Genomic DNA, 15,735 nt, shown 5'->3' with positions numbered 1-15,735 from the left:
CGCCATGATCACCCGAGGGCGCGCCCCTGGGCCGGGAAGACGGCGCAAACCCGCCACCCGCCGTCGGCGCTCGCGCCGGCCCGCAGCGTCCCGCCCGCCGCCTCCACCCTGCCGCGCAGACCGGCCAGCCCCGTTCCGCTCCGTCGCCGCAGCCCCAGTCCCAGCAGTCCCGCCGCGCCCCGGGCCGGCGCCGAGTTGGCCACGCTCAGCTCGATCCCCTCCGCGGCCCGGTGCAGGCGCACCCGTACGACCGCCGCCCCCGGCGCGTGCCGGCGTACGTTCGTCAACGCCTCCACGGCCACCCGGTAGGCGGTGGTGTCCGCCTCCCGCGACAACGCCCGGGCCGCCGCCGGATCGGCGTCCAGTACCCCGCCCTCGAACCGCTCCACCAGACCCGGCAGCTCCGAGGTCCCCGGTACCGGGGCGGACCGCGCACCGGCCGCCTCCCGCAGCGCGTGTACCGTCCGGTCCATCGAGGCGAGCGCGCCGAGCCCCGCCGCCTCGATCCGCTCCAGCGCACGGACCGCCTGCTCCGGATCCTTGTCCGCCACGAATCTGGCCGCCTGGGCCTGCACCACGATGGCGCTCACGTCGTGCGCCACGAAGTCGTGCAGATCCCGGGCCAGTTCCAGCTGCTGGTCCCGTCGGCCGTCCCGGGCGGCCTGGCGCATCCGGCTCGCCTGACGGCGTAGATGGCCCCCGGCCGCCAAGGCCCCGAGCGCGGGCACCGCCCAGAACGCCGCCGCCCCGCAGACCTCCAGCCACGACGCCGGCCCCCACATCAGCGGTACCGGCCACAGCGCGACGGCCGCCACGCCCAGTACGGCCGCGCCGACTCCCGCACGCACAGGGGACCAGCGGGCCACCAGGGCCAGCAGCGGCAGCAGTAGACCCACCCAGGCCAGCAACCATGTCGGGGGCGCCCCCAGGAACCCCCCGAGGAGGCCGACGGTTCCGGCCAGGGCGAGTAACGGGGCGTAAGAGGACCGAAGATCGAGGGACATGCTCCGACCCTACGAGCGCACCCCGGGTACCGACCATCCGCCGATCGGCAGAGCCGCAGGGGCCTCAGGGGACCACCGGCCCGCTGATCGGCGGATGGTCGCGAAGGTGCCGGCCGACCAGGCTGGAGTCATCAACCAGTAGCCCCTGAAGAGGACTTGGCAGATGACCTCGCACGCCACCGTTCGCGCCTCGCACACCGTGCCCGGAGTCTCCCCATGGCTTCGCCGGCTCGCCCAGCTCACCTCGCTGACCGTGCTTCCCAGCTGTGTGTGGCGACTCGCGATCGCGGTCGGCATACCCATGGGCTGGGGACCGGGCAGCGATCTGCACCACTCGTACTACCCGGGCCGGGAGTCCTTGGTCCTCATCTTCGTCTGTGTCCTGCAGGAGTGCCTGGGTCTGCTGAGCCTCGGGCTGGTCCAGCGCTGGGGTGAGGAGCTGCCCCGCTGGATCCCCCTGCTGGGTGGCCGTCGGATCCACCCCCTGGCGGCGGTGGTGCCCGCGGCGCTCGGCGCGATCGCGGTCACCGCCGTCACCGTTCTCGGCGCCTGGACGTGGAGCGAGGTCAACGCCGCGAATCCCGATGCGCCCACCGGGCTCGCCCTGCGCATCTTCGACCTGTCCTACCTCCCCCTGTTGCTCTGGGGTCCCCTGCTGGGCGTGCTCACCGTCGCCTACTGGCGCCGCCGCCGGATCCACGGCTGACGCACGGAAATTCGCTGGTAAGGGACCTGCGGCCGGTGCAGAGTGAGTGGTGCGGGGAGCAACAAAAGGTCCGGGGCAGCCACTTCGAGCGCGCCTCGCGGCGCGGGCTGTCCCGGACCTCTCTCCTACGTCGTACGCGTTATGCGGCGCCCAGCAGACGCTCCAGCACCACCGCGATGCCGTCCTCCTCGTTGGAGGTCGTCACCTCGTCGGCCACAGCTTTGAGCTCGGCGTGGGCATTGGCCATCGCCACCCCGTGCGCGGCCCAGCCGAACATCGGGATGTCGTTGGGCATGTCACCGAAGGCGATCGTCTCCGCCGCCTTCACCTTCAGCCGGCGCGCGGCCAGCGACAGGCCCGTGGCCTTGGTCAGACCCAACGGCAGGATCTCGACGATGCCGGGACCCGCCATGACGATGTCGACCAGGCTGCCCACCGTCTCGCGGGCCACCTTGACGAGAGCGTCGTCGTCCAGCTCCGGGTGCTGGATGTAGAGCTTGTTCAGCGGAGCCGCCCAGAGCGCCTTGGCATCCTCCAGGTAGAGGGCCGGAAGGCCTTCCTGCACCTGGTACCCGGGCCCGAACAGGACCTCGCCGTCCACCCCGTCCCGACTGGCCGCCAAGGCCAGCGGGCCGACCTCGGCCTCCAGCTTCGACAGCGCCAGACCGGCCAGCTGCCGGTCCAGGGTCACCGAGGTCAGCAGCCGGTGCGCACCCGCGTCGTAGACCTGCGCCCCCTGCCCGCACACGGCGATCCCCTTGTAGCCGAGATCGTCCAGCACGTGCCGGGTCCAGGGCACGGCCCGACCGGTGACGATGATGTGCGCCGCGCCCGCCGCGGTGGCCGCGGCGAGCGCTTCACGGGTGCGTTCCGAGACGGTGTCGTCGCCACGCAGCAGCGTGCCGTCGAGATCGGTCGCGACGAGCTTGTACGGGAACGGGGCCGGGCTCACTTGGTGATCGGCTCCAGAACCTCGCGACCACCGAGGTAGGGACGGAGCACCTGCGGCACCCGTACCGAACCGTCGGGCTGCTGGTGGTTCTCGAGGATGGCGACGATCGTGCGCGGTACGGCGCACAGCGTGCCGTTCAGCGTGGACAGCGGCTGGGTCTTCTTGCCGTCGCGGTAGCGGATCGACAGGCGGCGGGCCTGGAAGCTGTCGCAGTTCGAGGCGGAGGTCAGCTCGCGGTACTTGCCCTGCGTGGGGATCCACGCCTCGCAGTCGAACTTGCGCGAGGCGGAGGAGCCCAGGTCACCGGTGGCGACGTCGATCACCTGGAACGGCAGCTCCAGAGCGGTGAGCCACTGCTTCTCCCATTCCAGGAGTCGCTGGTGCTCGGCCTCGGCCTCCTCCGGAGCGACGTACGAGAACATCTCGACCTTGTCGAACTGGTGGACGCGGAAGATGCCGCGGGTGTCCTTGCCGTACGTACCGGCCTCACGGCGGAAGCACGGGGAGAAGCCGGCGTACCGCAGCGGCAGCTTCTCGGCCTCGATGATTTCGTCCATGTGGTACGCGGCGAGGGGGACCTCGGAGGTGCCGACCAGGTAGAAGTCGTCCTTCTCCAGGTGGTACACGTTCTCCGCGGCCTGGCCGAGGAAGCCGGTGCCCTCCATGGCGCGCGGGCGGACCAGCGCCGGGGTCAGCATCGGGATGAAGCCGGCCTCGGTGGCCTGGGCGATGGCCGCGTTGACCAGCGCCAGCTCCAGCAGGGCGCCCACACCGGTCAGGTAGTAGAAGCGCGAGCCGGAGACCTTGGCGCCGCGCTCGACGTCGATGGCGCCCAGCAGCTCACCGAGCTCCAGGTGGTCCTTGGGCTCGAAGCCCTCGGCGCCGAAGTCGCGGATGGTGCCGTGCGTCTCCAGGACCGTGAAGTCCTCTTCGCCGCCCACGGGTACGTCCTCGTGGACGATGTTGCCGAGCTGGAGGAGAAGTCGCTTGGCGGCTTCGTCGGCCTCGTTCTGCTCGGCCTCGGCGGCCTTGACGTCCTGCTTGAGCAGCTCGGCCCGCTTGAGCAGCTCGGCCCGCTCCTCGGGGGAGGCCTTGGGGATGAGCTTGCCGAGGGACCTCTGCTCATTGCGCAGTTCGTCGAAGCGCATGCCGGAGGACCTGCGGCGCTCGTCGGCGGAGAGCAGCGCGTCGACGAGTTCGACGTCCTCTCCACGGGCGCGCTGCGAGGCGCGGACACGGTCAGGGTCTTCACGGAGCAGCCGGAGGTCAATCACCCCTCCAGGCTACCGGGCGGGGCTTCCCGGGATCACATCGATATCACGCTGCGTGTCGCTATGTCCCAATTGCAACGAATGGATAAGTCTTGACGGCTGACCGGAAGTGGTCCTTCTCGGAGCGTCAATAAAAGCGGTCCCATTCCCCGAAAAGGGGCAGAATGCCGACGGTCGGGCCCGGCCTGAGCAGGGCCGGAGAGGCTTCTTGTCCACAGGAATTGCCGTGGTCCGCATCTTATCCACAGGCTGTGTGCTGCCTCTGTGGACACAGGAATAGATCATTCCTGATCGGTGGATGGCCAGGACGAATCAGGGTTCAAACCACCCTCACACACTCATTCGGGTGGGAATGACTCGCCCCAAAGAGTTGATCGGCGATGCGGAGGTGACACCGTTCACCTCCCGCTCCCCAGAGCGAAACCTGAGTCACTCGGGCGATTTGTCGACCTTGTCGTGCCGCTCTGTCGACTTGTCCCCAGGTCCCCATCTCCGCCTGTGGATAACTCTGTGGACAGTGGACGACGGTCCTAGGCCCGCCCGTCGAGGCAACGCCCCAGCCAGTCGGAGGCGGCCGTGAAGTCACCGTCGGAGGTCCCGGGCCGAGGAGCCCGGACATCACTCTGAGCGACACCGGCACGGGGGTAGGAACCGAGGAAGCGGACCTGGGGACAGGTCCGCTTGAGGCCCATGAGCGCCTCGCTGACCCGCCGGTCGGAGATGTGCCCCTCGGCGTCGACGGCGAAGCAGTAGTTGCCGATCCCCTGCCCGGTCGGACGGGACTGGATCAGCATCAGGTTCACCCCACGGACCGCGAACTCCTGAAGGAGTTCCAGCAGCGCACCAGGATGGTCGTCGCCGAGCCACAGCACGACGGAGGTCTTGTCCGCGCCGGTCGGCGCGGCCGGCCGGGCGGGGCGTCCGACCAGGACGAACCGGGTCTCGGCGTTCTCCGCGTCGTGGATCTCGGTCACCAGCGGAACGAGTCCGTAGGTGGCCGCGGCGAACTCACCCGCGAAGGCGGCGTCGAACCGACCCTCCTGGACCAGCCGGGCGCCGTCGGCGTTCGAGGCGGCAGACTCCCAGACCGCGTCGGGCAGGTTCGCCCGCAGCCAGTTCCGTACCTGCGGCTGGGCGACCGGGTGCCCGGTGACGGTCTTGACGTCCGACAGGGCGGTTCCGGGCCGCACGAGCAGCGCGAAGGTGATGGGCAGCAACACCTCGCGGTAGATCATCAGCGGTTCGCCCGAGGCCAGCTCGTCGAGGGTGGCGGTGACCCCGCCCTCCACCGAGTTCTCGATCGGGACGAGGGCAGCGGCCGCCTCGCCGTTGCGCACGGCGTCCAGGGCGGCCGGGACCGACACCATCGGGACGAGTTCCCGGGTCGCGGCTTCCGGCAGGGTGCGCAGGGCGGCCTCGGTGAAGGTGCCCTCGGGACCGAGATACGTGAAGCGGGTGGCTGACATGCGATCAGCCTAATGCCGGGGTGCTGCCTGCCGGGTTGCTGTTCATCCTTCGAGCAGCCGCTGCCCCACGTACTCGCCGCTGCGGGGACCGGGCGGAACCGCGTACAGGCCGCTGGACTCGTGCCGGATGAACTGCGACAGCGCGTCGCCGCGGTCGAGCTTGCGCTGAACGGGTACGAACCCGCGCAGCGGATCGGCCTGCCAGCAGACGAAGAGGAGCCCGGCGTCGGGAGCGCCGTCGGGGCCGATCCCGTCGTGGAAGGAGAAGGGCCGCCTCAGCATGGCGGCCCCGCCGTTCTGCTCGGGGGCGGAGATCCGCGCGTGCGCGTTGGCCGGGATGACGGGCTTCCCGTCGGGACCGATCTTGTCGAGCTCCATTTCGGTGGTCTCGCCGCCGCCGGTGAGCGGGGCGCCGGTGGCCTTCGTACGCCCGATGACCTGCTCCTGCTGCGCGAGGGACTGCTTGTCCCAGTCGTCGAGGAGCATGCGGATGCGCCGGACGACGGCGTACGAGCCGCCGGCCATCCAGGCGTGCTCGGCGGGCCCGGGGCCGGTGCCGGGCACGAAGATCCGCTTGTCGAAGTCGGGCTCCGACCGCTTCGGGTTACCGGTGCCGTCGATCTGGCCCATCAGGTTGCGGGCGGTCATCGGGGTGCCGGTGGCGCCGGGAGAGCGGTTGAAGCCGTTCATCTGCCAGCGGACGCGGGCGGCCTCCCCGGCGTCCTTCTGCAGGGCCCGCAGCGCGTGGAAGGCGACGAGGCCGTCGTCGGCGCCGATCTGGACCCACAGATCGCCGTTGCTGCGTTGGGCGTCCAGCCGGTCCGAAGAGAAGTCCGGCAGCGGGTCGAGGGCCGCGGGACGGCGTGCGGTGAGGCCGGTGCGCTCGAAGAAGGAGTGGCCGAAGCCGAAGGTGACAGTGAGGGAGGACGGACCCGCGTCCAGCGCGATCCCGCTGTCGGAGGTCGCGGCCGGCTCGCCCGCCATCAACCGTCGGGCGGTGTTGGACCAGCGCCGCAGCAGCGCGGCGGCCTCCGTACGGCCCGCCCCGGCGGTGAGGTCGAAGGCGACGAGGTGCCCCTTGGCCTGCAGCGGGGTGGTGATGCCGGCCTGGTGGTCGCCGTCGAACGCCACCTGGGTGGCGCCGAGGGACGCCAGGCTGCCGGCCGCTCCGCGGGCGGAGTCGCTGCCGGAGTCGTCCAGCGCGGAGTGCGCCAAGGCGCCGCCTGTGGTGCCGAGGGCGATCCCGACGGCGCCCGCGGCGCCGACGGTACCCAGCAGCCTGCGCCGGGAGATCTCGATGTCGGGGTTGGTCTCGGTCACGCTGGTCAGCCGATCTTCACAGTCTTCTGGACAGTGGTCTGGTCGATGTCGGAGGTACGGACGGTCACGTCGATGCGCCATTCACCGGTGAGCGGCAGCTGGACGCCGGACGCGGTCCAGTGTCCGGGGGCGGCCCGCTCGGGGACGAGTGGCAGGGGGCCGATGTCCTTGGCGGGAAGGGTGAAGGCGACCTTGATCTCGGGGAGGTCGAAAGGAGTGCCGTCGGCGGATTCGGACCACAGGTGCAGGGTGTTCGCGCCGACCCGCCCCGGGTCGAGTTCGAACCGGACGGACCCCTTGCCGTTCGGGCCGCCGGTGTCGAAGGGCAGGGTGATCTTGACGGCGCGGTCGGGGACGGCGGTGGCGGTGGAACCGCGGCCCGCCTCCCGCTCCATGGTCCGCCCGGGCTCGGTACTGGTGAGCACGGTGGTGACGGCGAGCAAGATCACTGCGATGGCCGCTTCGGCGAGGACGGAGCGACGCAGGCCGGCGCGGTCCGGGTCGGCGTCCCGCACCCTCTTCTCCAGCGCGCTCTCGCGAGCGGCCCGCTGCCGGGCGAGCTGGGCGGCCCGCTCCGGGTCCGCGAGGACGGCCACGGGCTCTGTTTCACGTGAAACATCAGAGCCTTCGGAGACGGCACCCGAGGCTGTTTCACGTGAAACATCGTCGGAGCCCTGCCCGACGGCCGCGACAGCCGGGACGGATGCGACGGCGGCCTCGGCGTCCGTCGGTGCCTCGGCGAGCCGCGTCGTCCACCTGCGGGACACGTAGGCGATGCCGAGGAGGACGGCGACCAGGCCGACCTTGAGGAGCAGCAGCTGCCCGTACTCGGTGCCGGTGAGGGCGGACCAGCTGCCGAGCTGTCGCCAGGACTGGTAGACGCCGGTGACGGCGAGCACCAGGACACTGACGAACGCGACCCGGGAGAAGCGCCGGACGGCCGCGCGCTCGATCCCGGGGACCTTGTGGAGGGCGACGAGCAGCGCGGCGAGACCGCCGAGCCACATGGCGACAGCCATCAGATGCAGGATGTCCGCGGGCATGGCGATACCGGGCTGGATACCGGTGGAGGCGTGCTCGGAGAGGGCCCAGGTGGCGGCGATACCGCCGGCCACGACGGCTCCGCCGATGGCCAACCCGAAGGTGAGATCGCTGGTGTCGTCCGGCCCTTCGGCCTCATCGGCCGGATCCGACTCATCGGCCCCATCGGCCCCGTCGGACCTGCCGGCCTCATCGGGTCCGAGGCTCGCGACGCGACGTGCGTAGACGCCGAAGAGGACCGCGACGAACAGGGCGGCAGCCCCCAGCAGGAGCAGCCTGGAGACGAGCGAGGCCCCGGTCTTGGTCTCCAGGACGGCCCGGAGCCCGTCGAGGTCGAACACGTCGGAGAAGCTCCCGGACCCGGTGTACGGGGTCCGCAGCACCAGCATGGCGAGAGTGGCCGCGGTCAGGGTGACCCAGGCACGCACGACGAGCTTCTGCAGCGGCCGTTCGGCGGCGCCCCGGCGCCAGCACAACAGGATGAAGGCGGCGCCGCCCACGAGGACGGTGAATCCGGCGTAGGCGGCGTAGCGGGCGATCCCATAGGCGATACCGACGGGTCCGCCGCCGGCCTGCGCGGTGGGCAGGGAGACATCGGTGGCCGAGGGCGCGCCGATGGAGAAGGTGAAGGCGCCGGAGATCGGATGACTGTCGGCCGAGACGGCCTGCCAGGCGACGGTGTAGGTGCCGTTCGGCAGTCCGGTGTGCAGAGCGGTGCCGTAGCGGACGGTGTTCCCGCTGCACATGTCCCGCAGCTCGCCGGTGTCCACGCGTTTGCCCTGGGGGTCCAGGACGCGGATCGAGTCGTCGCCCATGGCGACCTGCTCCGAGAAGGAGAGTGTGACCTGGGCGGGGGCCGTGGCGACCACCGCCCCGTCCGTGGGGTCGCTCGCGGTGAGTGCGGCGTGCGCCGTGGCCGGTGCGGCCGCGGTGAACAGGGCTGCCAGCAGGGCTGCGAGGACCAGCGCGAGCCGCGGCAGGAATGCCGTGACACGGGCGCGGGCCGTGGAGGGGGCGGGGGCGGTGGCCGTCATGGCGTGTGAGCTCCTCGGTCCGTCAGTGGTGGTTGCCGGACGCGTTGGTCGGAGCCTGGGCGTTGTACGTCCGGTCCTTCACGTCCAGTTCGACCTTGACCGGACCGGCCTTCTCGAAACGGAGCTCGACGCTGACCTTGTCACCGACCTTGGGAGTGCTCTTGAGCCCCATGAACATGATGTGGTTGCCGCCGCGCTCCAGCCGGAGCTCGCCGTTCGCCGGCACGTCCATCGACTGGACCTGCTGCATCTTCTGGTCCTTGGTCTCGTGGATCTGAAGATCGTCGGAGAGCGAGGAGGTGGCGCCGGTGAGCTTGTCGGCGTTCTCGGAGCCGTTCTTGATGACCAGGAACCCGCCGGCCATCTTGTCGTTCACGGGCTCGGGCATGAAGGCACCGCTGACGGTCATCTTCGGTTCGGCCTCGCCCGAGCAGCCGGATATGGCGAGCACTGCCGTCAGGGAGAGGGCGGCGGCCAGGGTGCGGGTGGTGCGGGCGTTCACGGGTTCTCCCCCTTGATGAGCTTCGGCAGGTCCTTCGTGTAGTCGTCGACGGTGGTGCCCTCGCCGTAGAGGACGTAGCCCTCGTCGGTCTTGGGCGAGAACGCGATGACCTGGGCGCCGTGCATGGAGACGACCTTGCCGTCGGCCCCCGTCGTGGCGGCGTCGATACCGATGCCGAGCGTGCGTGCGGCCGCCTGGATGGTCGCGAAGTCCCCGGTGAGTCCGACGAAGGACGGGTCCTGCGCCTTGAGCCACGCGGCGAGGGACTCGGGAGTGTCCCTCTCGGGGTCGGTGGTGACGAAGACGACCCGGAGGTTGTCCTGGTCGGCCTTGGGGAGTGCCTTCTTGGCGACGGCGATGTTGCTCATCGTCAGCGGGCACACGTCGGGGCAGTTGGTGTAGCCGAAGTAGATGAGCGTCGGCTTGCCCTTGGTCTGCTCACGCAGGTTCCACGGGTTGCCGGTGGTGTCCGTGAGGACGAGCTCCGGCTTGGTGAAAGGGCGGTCCAGGAGGGTCGCGGCCTTGTCGTTGCTCTGACCGCCGGCGATCTGGGTGACTCCGCCGGGCTTGGCGGACTCACCCCCGCAGGCGGTGAGGGTGAGTACGACCGCCGCGAGCAGCGCGGCGACCGTCACACGTGTGGTGCGCATGAAGAAATGTCCCTGGGATCGGGGATGCTACGGACGTTCGGAACGGCAGCGCCGATGGGCGCGGCAGGTCAGGCGTTGCGGCGGCGCGAGGCGATGCCGAAGGCGACACCGCCGAGCCCGACGACGATGCCGGCGACGCCGAGGACGCGCGCGGTGGTGTCGGAGCCGTGTTCGGCGGAGGCCTTGTCGTGGCCGTGCTCGGCGTCCTTGTCGGCGTTCTTCGGCTCGTCGACCTTCGCACCGCTGTCGTGGTGGTCGTCGCCCTTGGGGGCGGTCAGCTTGAGGACGGGCGCGGGGTTCTGCGGCTCCGCGGCGCCCTCCTTGGCCTCCTCGATCCAGCGGACGACCTCGCCGTTGTCGTACGTCTGGATCGACTTGAAGACCATCTGGTCGACGTTCTCGGGCAGCTTGCCGACGGAGAGCGGGAACTGCTGGAACTTGCCGGGCTCGATCTTGCCGCCGGACCAGGTCACCTTGGTGACGGCCTTGGTGATCTGCTTGCCGTGCACGGTGAGCGGCTTGTCGAGGTCGCTCGTCTCGACCTTCACGGTCCAGCCGGGAACGTCCTGCGGCATGACGGAGCTGAGCGGCTGGTCGATCGGGAAGTTGACCTCCAGCTGGGTGGTCGACGCGTTGTCCCGCTCGTTGGGGACCTTGAAGTTGATCGTCGCGTAGCCGCCCTTGGCCGCCTCACCGGCGGGCTGCACACCGACGTGGGCGAAGGCCGGGCCGGAGAGGAGGAGGACGGAACCGGCGGCGATGGCGGCGGCGACGGAGACGCGAGAGGTCTTCATGGCAGGAACACTCCACGGAAGCAGTGGTGGCGGTTGCTCCGCGCACGGGCGCGCACGGAGTTCGCGGCACCGGTGTCCCGCCCTGTGTCCGGGAAGGAGGGTGCCGCGTCAGGCTGCGAGGGCGAATGCCACGGGTGGGCCGCGCCGGATCACCGTGTGTTGGAGTGCTTCCCGACCCGTGTGGCGGGCGGGCGCGGACCCGGTCCGCAGGTCCTGCGGGGTACGGGGGGACGAGCCCGGCAGCCCGGCGCCGAGGGCGCGTACGAAGGCCAGCGCGGCACGCAGCGGACGTATCGGGGCGGCTTCGGCGGAGCGACGGGACAGCTCGACCAGTCGGAAGAGCGCGGCGTCGCCGCGACCGAGCAGCCAGCCCGCGGCGAGTGCGGCGAGCAGGTGACCGGCCAGCATGGCCGGGCTGAACAGGCCGGTCGCGGGTGCCATGGCGACGGCCTGGGCCACGTGCGCGTGTGCTTCGTGTCCCTGTGCCACGACCTGCCCGGCCTGCGCGGCCTGAGCCGTCTGCTCGGCCAGGGCGGCCGGGTCCAGGCCCGCGGCTTCCAGGATCCGCCGGGCGTCGGCCGGGCTCAGCGGTACGGAGTTGCCCCCGCACACCAGCCGTGCGGCGAGTTCGGCGAGCGAGGCGTCGGCGGTGCCCGCCGGGGCCTGCGCGGCCGCGGCGCCGTGCTGGCCGAGGCCGAACATGGCGTGCAGGCCGAGTTGTCCGGCGGTGAGCCCGGCGGCGATGCCGGGCAGCGTCCGCCGACGGCCCGCGAGCGAGGCGGCGACCGCGAAGACGGCGAGGAAGCCGAGGCACAGCGACCACCAGGGCACGGTGGCGCAGGACGCCAGGGCGTGCCCGATCGCGGACAGCACGACACAGACCGCGGTGAACACCGCGGCCCGGATCAGCCGGAGGCCGGCTCCGGCGTGCGTCGCGTGGGGGTCAGACATGGCCGGGCCATCATCGCACTGCGCTCAGGCCCTTCATACGGCAGGTCCGGAAGGTCCGTATGAGTCCTCTGTGCGCGGCCGTCCGGGCCCATCGCGGGCGGCCGCATACACCGCTCCCCGGAAGAGCCGCGTCGGCCGGACGGGCGTAATGAGGTCTCGGACGGTCGCAGGGCGCTTACGCCCCCTCGCGGGCGGCAATACGTAACCGTATGAGCATCTGGTGGTCTCTCCACTTGAGGCGCGAAGCCGCGAGCGTGCCGCTCGCCAGGCGACTGCTGCTGGGGACGATGGAGACCGCGGGGGTGGACCCGGACATCTCCTTCGATCTCTCGGTGGCGCTGAGCGAGGCGTGTGCGAACGCGGTGGAGCACGGCGGGGGTGGCGAAATCCCGGACGATACCGAGGCGTACCACGTCACGGCGTATCTGGACGGGGATTGCTGCCGCATCGAGGTGACCGATTCCGGTCCGGGGTTCCCGCCCGCGACGGTGGCCCGCCGTAGATCGTCCCTGGCCGAACACGGCCGGGGCCTCCACCTGATCGCCGAACTCGCCGACCACGTCCGCTTCCGCAACCGGCCGGGCCGGGGTGCGGTGGTGAGCTTCGACAAGATGCTGAAGTGGCGCGACGACGCGCTGTTGAAGGTGTCGTAGACGTCTTACGTGTCTTCGGCGCCCGGGACGTTCTGGGCGACCTCGGTGTCCTGGCGCCCCGGCGGCCCTTCGAACGCCGATGGGCGGGACCCCGTGGAGGAATCCCGCCCATCCGTGCGCGACGCGGAGGCGTCAGCCCTTCAGGCGTGCCATCCAGGCCTCGACGTCGGTCGAGGTGCGGGGCAGACCCGCGGACAGGTTCCGGTTGCCGTCCTCGGTGACGAGGATGTCGTCCTCGATGCGGACGCCGATGCCGCGGTACTCCTCGGGGACGGTCAGGTCGTCGGCCTGGAAGTAGAGGCCGGGCTCGACGGTGAGGCACATGCCCGGCTCCAGGGTGCCGTCCACGTATGCCTCGCGGCGGGCGGCGGCGCAGTCGTGGACGTCCATGCCGAGCATGTGGCCGGTGCCGTGCAGGGTCCAGCGGCGCTGCAGGCCCAGTTCCAGGACGCGCTCGACCGGTCCCTCCAGCAGGCCCCACTCGACGAGCTTCTCGGCCAGCACGTGCTGGGAGGCGTCGTGGAAGTCACGGAACTTCGCACCAGGCTTCACCGCGGCGATGCCGGCTTCCTGGGACTCGTACACGGCGTCGTAGATCTTGCGCTGGATGTCGGTGTAGGTGCCGTTGATCGGCAGGGTGCGGGTGACGTCGGCGGTGTAGAGGGTGTGGGTCTCGACGCCGGCGTCGAGCAGCAGGAGGTCGCCGGAGCGGACGTCGCCGTCGTTGCGGACCCAGTGCAGGGTGCAGGCGTGCGGGCCGGCGGCGCAGATCGAGCCGTAGCCGATGTCGTTGCCCTCGACGCGGGCGCGCAGGAAGAAGGTGCCCTCGATGTAGCGCTCGGAGGTGGCCTCGGCCTTGTCGAGGACCTTCACGACGTCCTCGAAACCACGGACGGTCGAGTCGACGGCCTTCTGCAGCTCACCGATCTCGAACGTGTCCTTCACGGCGCGGGCCTCGGAGAGGTAGACGCGCAGTTCCTCGTCGCGCTCCTTGGTCACCTTGTCGGTGAGGGCGGACTCGATCACCGAGTCATGGCCGCGCACCGCGCGGACGGGGCCCTCGGCCTCGGTGAGGGCCTCGGCGAGCTCGCGGACGTCCTTCGCGGGGATGCCCAGGAGCTGCTCGGCCTCGGCGAGGGAGTGGCGGCGGCCGACCCACAGTTCGCCCTGGCCGGACAGCCAGAACTCGCCGTTCTCCCGGTCGGAGCGCGGCAGCAGGTAGATGGTGGCGACGTGCCCGGCCGGGCCGGTGGGCTCCAGGACCAGGACGCCGTTCTCGGTCTGGTCACCGGTGAGGTACGCGTACTCGGTCGAGGCCCGGAAGGGGTACTCGGTGTCGTTCGAGCGGGTCTTCAGGCGGCCCGCGGGGATGACGAGACGCTCACCGGGGAAGTGCCGGGACAGCGCGTCACGGCGGGCGAGGGTGTGCGTGGCCTGGGCGATGGGCTCCAGACCGTGCAGCTCGGTGTCGGCCCAGCCGCTGCGCATGTTCTCCGCGAGTTCGTCGCTGACGCCCGGGTACAGACCGTTCTTGCGCTGCTTGTGCGTCTTCTTGGGCTGCTCTTCTTCCGGGGTCTCCGGGGTGAGCTCGTCAGCCACGTCTTCTCCTCAGCTACGACGGTACGGACCTGGGTGTGGACCGCATCCATCGTATGCGTGTACGGGAGAGAGCTGTTCCGAATCGTGCCGTCCGTCACGATTCGGAACATGCTCCGGGCCTCATTCGAACCGGGCCGCGAGCAACACGATGTCCTCGGGGGCGTCGGTCGGGTTCCCGCCGGGCAGGACGGTCCGCAGGATGTGCTCGCACAGGGCGGCCGGGTCCTCGCGGACGCTGCGGGGGACCCCCGCGGCCGCGGCGTGCAGCCGGGCGTAGGCCCGGTCCATCGGGTCGCCCGTGTGGTGCAGCAGCCCGTCGGTGTAGAGAAGCACCGTTTCTCCGGGTGCGGGTTCGATCTCCATGCTGGGCGCCTCCCAGCAGGACAACATCCCCAGGGGCGCGGAGAGCGAGGTCTCCACGTACTCGGTGCGGTGCTCGCCGATCAGCAGGGGCGGGGTGTGCCCGGCCCCGGCCAGGATGATCTTGCTGCCCTGCCCGGCGGACTGCGGCCCCCCGGCGGGTTCGCAGTAGGCGAAGAGCGCGGTGGCGGAGCGGGCGGGCTCGGTGAGGCGCAGCAGCAGTTCCAGGTCGGACAGGACCGCCACCGGGTCCTCGCCCTCCATGACGGCGTAGGCGCGCAGTGATGCGCGCAGCCGCCCCATCGCGGCGACGGCGCTCGGCCCGGATCCGGTGACGGAGCCGACGGCCAGGCCCAGGGCGCCCTCGGGTAGCGGCAGCGCGTCGTACCAGTCGCCCCCGCCGAGCGGCCCGGTGTGGTGGCGGGCCGCGAGCTGTACCCCGGGGATCCGGGGGAGCCTGCTCGGCAGCAGTTCCTCGGAGACGGTGGCCAGGTGCGAGCGGGAGCGCTCCACCTCCAGCATCCGGGCCAGGTGCTCGGCGGCGTGCCGCACGTACAGCCCGACGAGGTCGCGCTGGCGGTCGCTCGGCTCGGCCTGCTCGTCGTAGAGCCAGACGGCCGCGCCGAGCCGGCCGGTGGCCTCGGCGGTGAGGGGGAGCGAGTAGCTCGCGGCGTAGCCGAGGCGGGCGGCGACCTCACGGTGGCGAGGGTCCACGGGGGCGGCGAAACCCCCGGTTCCGGGGGCTGCGCCCGGCTCGGGAAGGAATTCGGAACCACCCTGGGCGTCGGGCAGACCGTCGAGGATCCGCCCGTAGGAGGTGGCGCTGCGCGGCACGGTCTCGATGTGGCCGAGCTCCGCGTGGCCGAGCCCGAGGCCGATCGTGCTGGTCGGGCCGAGTCCGTCGGAGGGCTCCAGGACGATCAGACCGCGACGGGCGCCGACGAGCGTGGCTCCGGCGCGCAGGAACTCGCGCAGCGAGGTGTCGAGGTCACTGGCGCGAGCGAGGCGTTCGGTGAGCTCGTGGAGGGTGGTGAGGTCCGAGACCATGCCCGCCAGCCGGTCCTGGATGACACTGCCCGGGCCGCCGGGCGGAGGGGCCGGTGCGGGGGTGGTCCGGGCGGGCGTGGGCGCCGCAGTGTGCGGTGACGCCGTTACTGCTGGATCGATTCCAGCCACTTTCGGCAGATGCGGGGCGCTCATGGCGTCCGCCTTTCCACCTGGTGCGATTCGCCAAATAGCATCGCAAACCCCCAGATCGTGCTGCGCCGCCATCAAGGAATCCACATCTACACGCACACATGGATGCATGTCCAGCATTGCCCAGGTGGGAATCCTGGTGTCCGTGGGGCCGCAACTCACGGTCGAGCCAAGGCTAGAACTTGGCCGGAAAAAGCGGCAAGCAGTCGGTTTTTGCGATCGACTGAGCGGGCTC

At 70.9% G+C, this 15,735-nt stretch carries 14 protein-coding genes; 2 read left to right on the top strand and 12 right to left on the bottom strand.

What is annotated here, in order from left to right; all coding sequences use genetic code 11:
* Positions 1 to 8: 8 nt before the first annotated feature.
* Positions 9 to 1,004, bottom strand: coding sequence for a sensor histidine kinase (locus OG624_RS20310; RefSeq protein WP_371639681.1), 996 nt, complete (start codon positions 1,002 to 1,004; stop codon positions 9 to 11).
* Positions 1,005 to 1,167: 163 nt separating this feature from the next.
* Here OG624_RS20310 and OG624_RS20305 point away from each other — a divergent pair, with 163 nt between their 5' ends.
* Positions 1,168 to 1,710 carry a hypothetical protein gene (locus OG624_RS20305; RefSeq protein WP_033215044.1) on the top strand — a complete coding sequence of 181 codons (543 nt, stop codon included), beginning with the start codon at positions 1,168 to 1,170 and terminating at the stop codon, positions 1,708 to 1,710.
* A 139-nt stretch (positions 1,711 to 1,849) separates the two neighbouring features.
* Here the strand turns inward: OG624_RS20305 and OG624_RS20300 are convergent, their stop codons facing one another.
* From OG624_RS20300 to OG624_RS20260, 9 genes are all read right to left on the bottom strand, one after another.
* Complete coding sequence (locus OG624_RS20300; protein WP_030713758.1) at positions 1,850 to 2,662, bottom strand: HAD family hydrolase; 813 nt, start codon at positions 2,660 to 2,662, stop codon at positions 1,850 to 1,852.
* Entirely contained in the window at positions 2,659 to 3,936 is a 1,278-nt protein-coding gene (serS, locus tag OG624_RS20295) for a serine--tRNA ligase (RefSeq protein WP_033215046.1), read from the bottom strand. Before serS ends, OG624_RS20300 begins: the two co-directional genes overlap by 4 nt.
* Positions 3,937 to 4,463: 527 nt before the next feature.
* A complete protein-coding gene (gene pheA, locus OG624_RS20290) occupies positions 4,464 to 5,399 on the bottom strand; it encodes a prephenate dehydratase (protein WP_030713748.1) in 936 nt (311 codons plus the stop codon).
* 42 nt (positions 5,400 to 5,441) lie between these two features.
* Positions 5,442 to 6,719 carry an iron uptake transporter deferrochelatase/peroxidase subunit gene (gene efeB, locus OG624_RS20285; RefSeq protein WP_371639680.1) on the bottom strand — a complete coding sequence of 426 codons (1,278 nt, stop codon included), beginning with the start codon at positions 6,717 to 6,719 and terminating at the stop codon, positions 5,442 to 5,444.
* A gap of 5 nt (positions 6,720 to 6,724) precedes the next feature.
* The gene (locus OG624_RS20280; protein ID WP_371588087.1) at positions 6,725 to 8,794 is read right to left on the bottom strand and encodes a copper resistance CopC/CopD family protein; all 2,070 of its coding nucleotides are present in this window, start codon (positions 8,792 to 8,794) and stop codon (positions 6,725 to 6,727) included.
* 22 nt (positions 8,795 to 8,816) lie between these two features.
* Positions 8,817 to 9,296: a copper chaperone PCu(A)C gene (locus OG624_RS20275; protein ID WP_033215052.1), complete on the bottom strand. Its 480-nt coding sequence runs from the start codon at positions 9,294 to 9,296 to the stop codon at positions 8,817 to 8,819.
* Positions 9,293 to 9,946, bottom strand: coding sequence for an SCO family protein (locus OG624_RS20270; protein ID WP_371639679.1), 654 nt, complete (start codon positions 9,944 to 9,946; stop codon positions 9,293 to 9,295). Before OG624_RS20270 ends, OG624_RS20275 begins: the two co-directional genes overlap by 4 nt.
* Before the next feature lie 68 nt (positions 9,947 to 10,014).
* Positions 10,015 to 10,740 carry a YcnI family copper-binding membrane protein gene (locus tag OG624_RS20265; RefSeq protein ID WP_371639678.1) on the bottom strand — a complete coding sequence of 242 codons (726 nt, stop codon included), beginning with the start codon at positions 10,738 to 10,740 and terminating at the stop codon, positions 10,015 to 10,017.
* 108 nt (positions 10,741 to 10,848) lie between these two features.
* Positions 10,849 to 11,691: a hypothetical protein gene (locus OG624_RS20260; protein WP_371639677.1), complete on the bottom strand. Its 843-nt coding sequence runs from the start codon at positions 11,689 to 11,691 to the stop codon at positions 10,849 to 10,851.
* Positions 11,692 to 11,900: 209 nt separating this feature from the next.
* On the opposite strand from OG624_RS20260, the gene OG624_RS20255 reads away from it, so the two are divergent.
* Positions 11,901 to 12,344, top strand: coding sequence for an ATP-binding protein (locus tag OG624_RS20255; protein ID WP_033215060.1), 444 nt, complete (start codon positions 11,901 to 11,903; stop codon positions 12,342 to 12,344).
* A 132-nt stretch (positions 12,345 to 12,476) separates the two neighbouring features.
* On the opposite strand, the gene OG624_RS20250 is transcribed toward OG624_RS20255, so the two are convergent.
* Together OG624_RS20250 and OG624_RS20245 are read right to left on the bottom strand one after the other, a co-directional pair.
* The gene (locus OG624_RS20250; protein WP_161290755.1) at positions 12,477 to 13,943 is read right to left on the bottom strand and encodes an aminopeptidase P N-terminal domain-containing protein; all 1,467 of its coding nucleotides are present in this window, start codon (positions 13,941 to 13,943) and stop codon (positions 12,477 to 12,479) included.
* A gap of 120 nt (positions 13,944 to 14,063) precedes the next feature.
* Entirely contained in the window at positions 14,064 to 15,620 is a 1,557-nt protein-coding gene (locus OG624_RS20245) for a PP2C family protein-serine/threonine phosphatase (RefSeq protein ID WP_266352470.1), read from the bottom strand.
* Positions 15,621 to 15,735: the final 115 nt, after the last annotated feature.

It is taken from the genome of Streptomyces virginiae, assembly GCF_041432505.1.
GTDB classification, from domain to species: domain Bacteria; phylum Actinomycetota; class Actinomycetes; order Streptomycetales; family Streptomycetaceae; genus Streptomyces; species Streptomyces virginiae_A.
The sequence above is the reverse complement of the archived record's forward strand: the minus strand, read 5'-3'. Positions and strand labels throughout refer to the sequence as shown.

Bases quoted from the DNA above. Each gene is read 5' to 3' on its own strand.
- OG624_RS20270 (WP_371639679.1), bottom strand. From the start codon at position 9,946: ATGCGCACCACACGTGTGACGGTCGCCGCGCTGCTCGCGGCGGTCGTA.
- OG624_RS20265 (WP_371639678.1), bottom strand. From the start codon at position 10,740: ATGAAGACCTCTCGCGTCTCCGTCGCCGCCGCCATCGCCGCCGGTTCC.
- OG624_RS20255 (WP_033215060.1), top strand. From the start codon at position 11,901: ATGAGCATCTGGTGGTCTCTCCACTTGAGGCGCGAAGCCGCGAGCGTG.
- OG624_RS20305 (WP_033215044.1), top strand. From the start codon at position 1,168: ATGACCTCGCACGCCACCGTTCGCGCCTCGCACACCGTGCCCGGAGTC.
- OG624_RS20260 (WP_371639677.1), bottom strand. From the start codon at position 11,691: ATGTCTGACCCCCACGCGACGCACGCCGGAGCCGGCCTCCGGCTGATC.
- OG624_RS20280 (WP_371588087.1), bottom strand. From the start codon at position 8,794: ATGACGGCCACCGCCCCCGCCCCCTCCACGGCCCGCGCCCGTGTCACG.
- pheA (WP_030713748.1), bottom strand. From the start codon at position 5,399: ATGTCAGCCACCCGCTTCACGTATCTCGGTCCCGAGGGCACCTTCACC.
- OG624_RS20245 (WP_266352470.1), bottom strand. From the start codon at position 15,620: ATGCTGGACATGCATCCATGTGTGCGTGTAGATGTGGATTCCTTGATG.
- OG624_RS20310 (WP_371639681.1), bottom strand. From the start codon at position 1,004: ATGTCCCTCGATCTTCGGTCCTCTTACGCCCCGTTACTCGCCCTGGCC.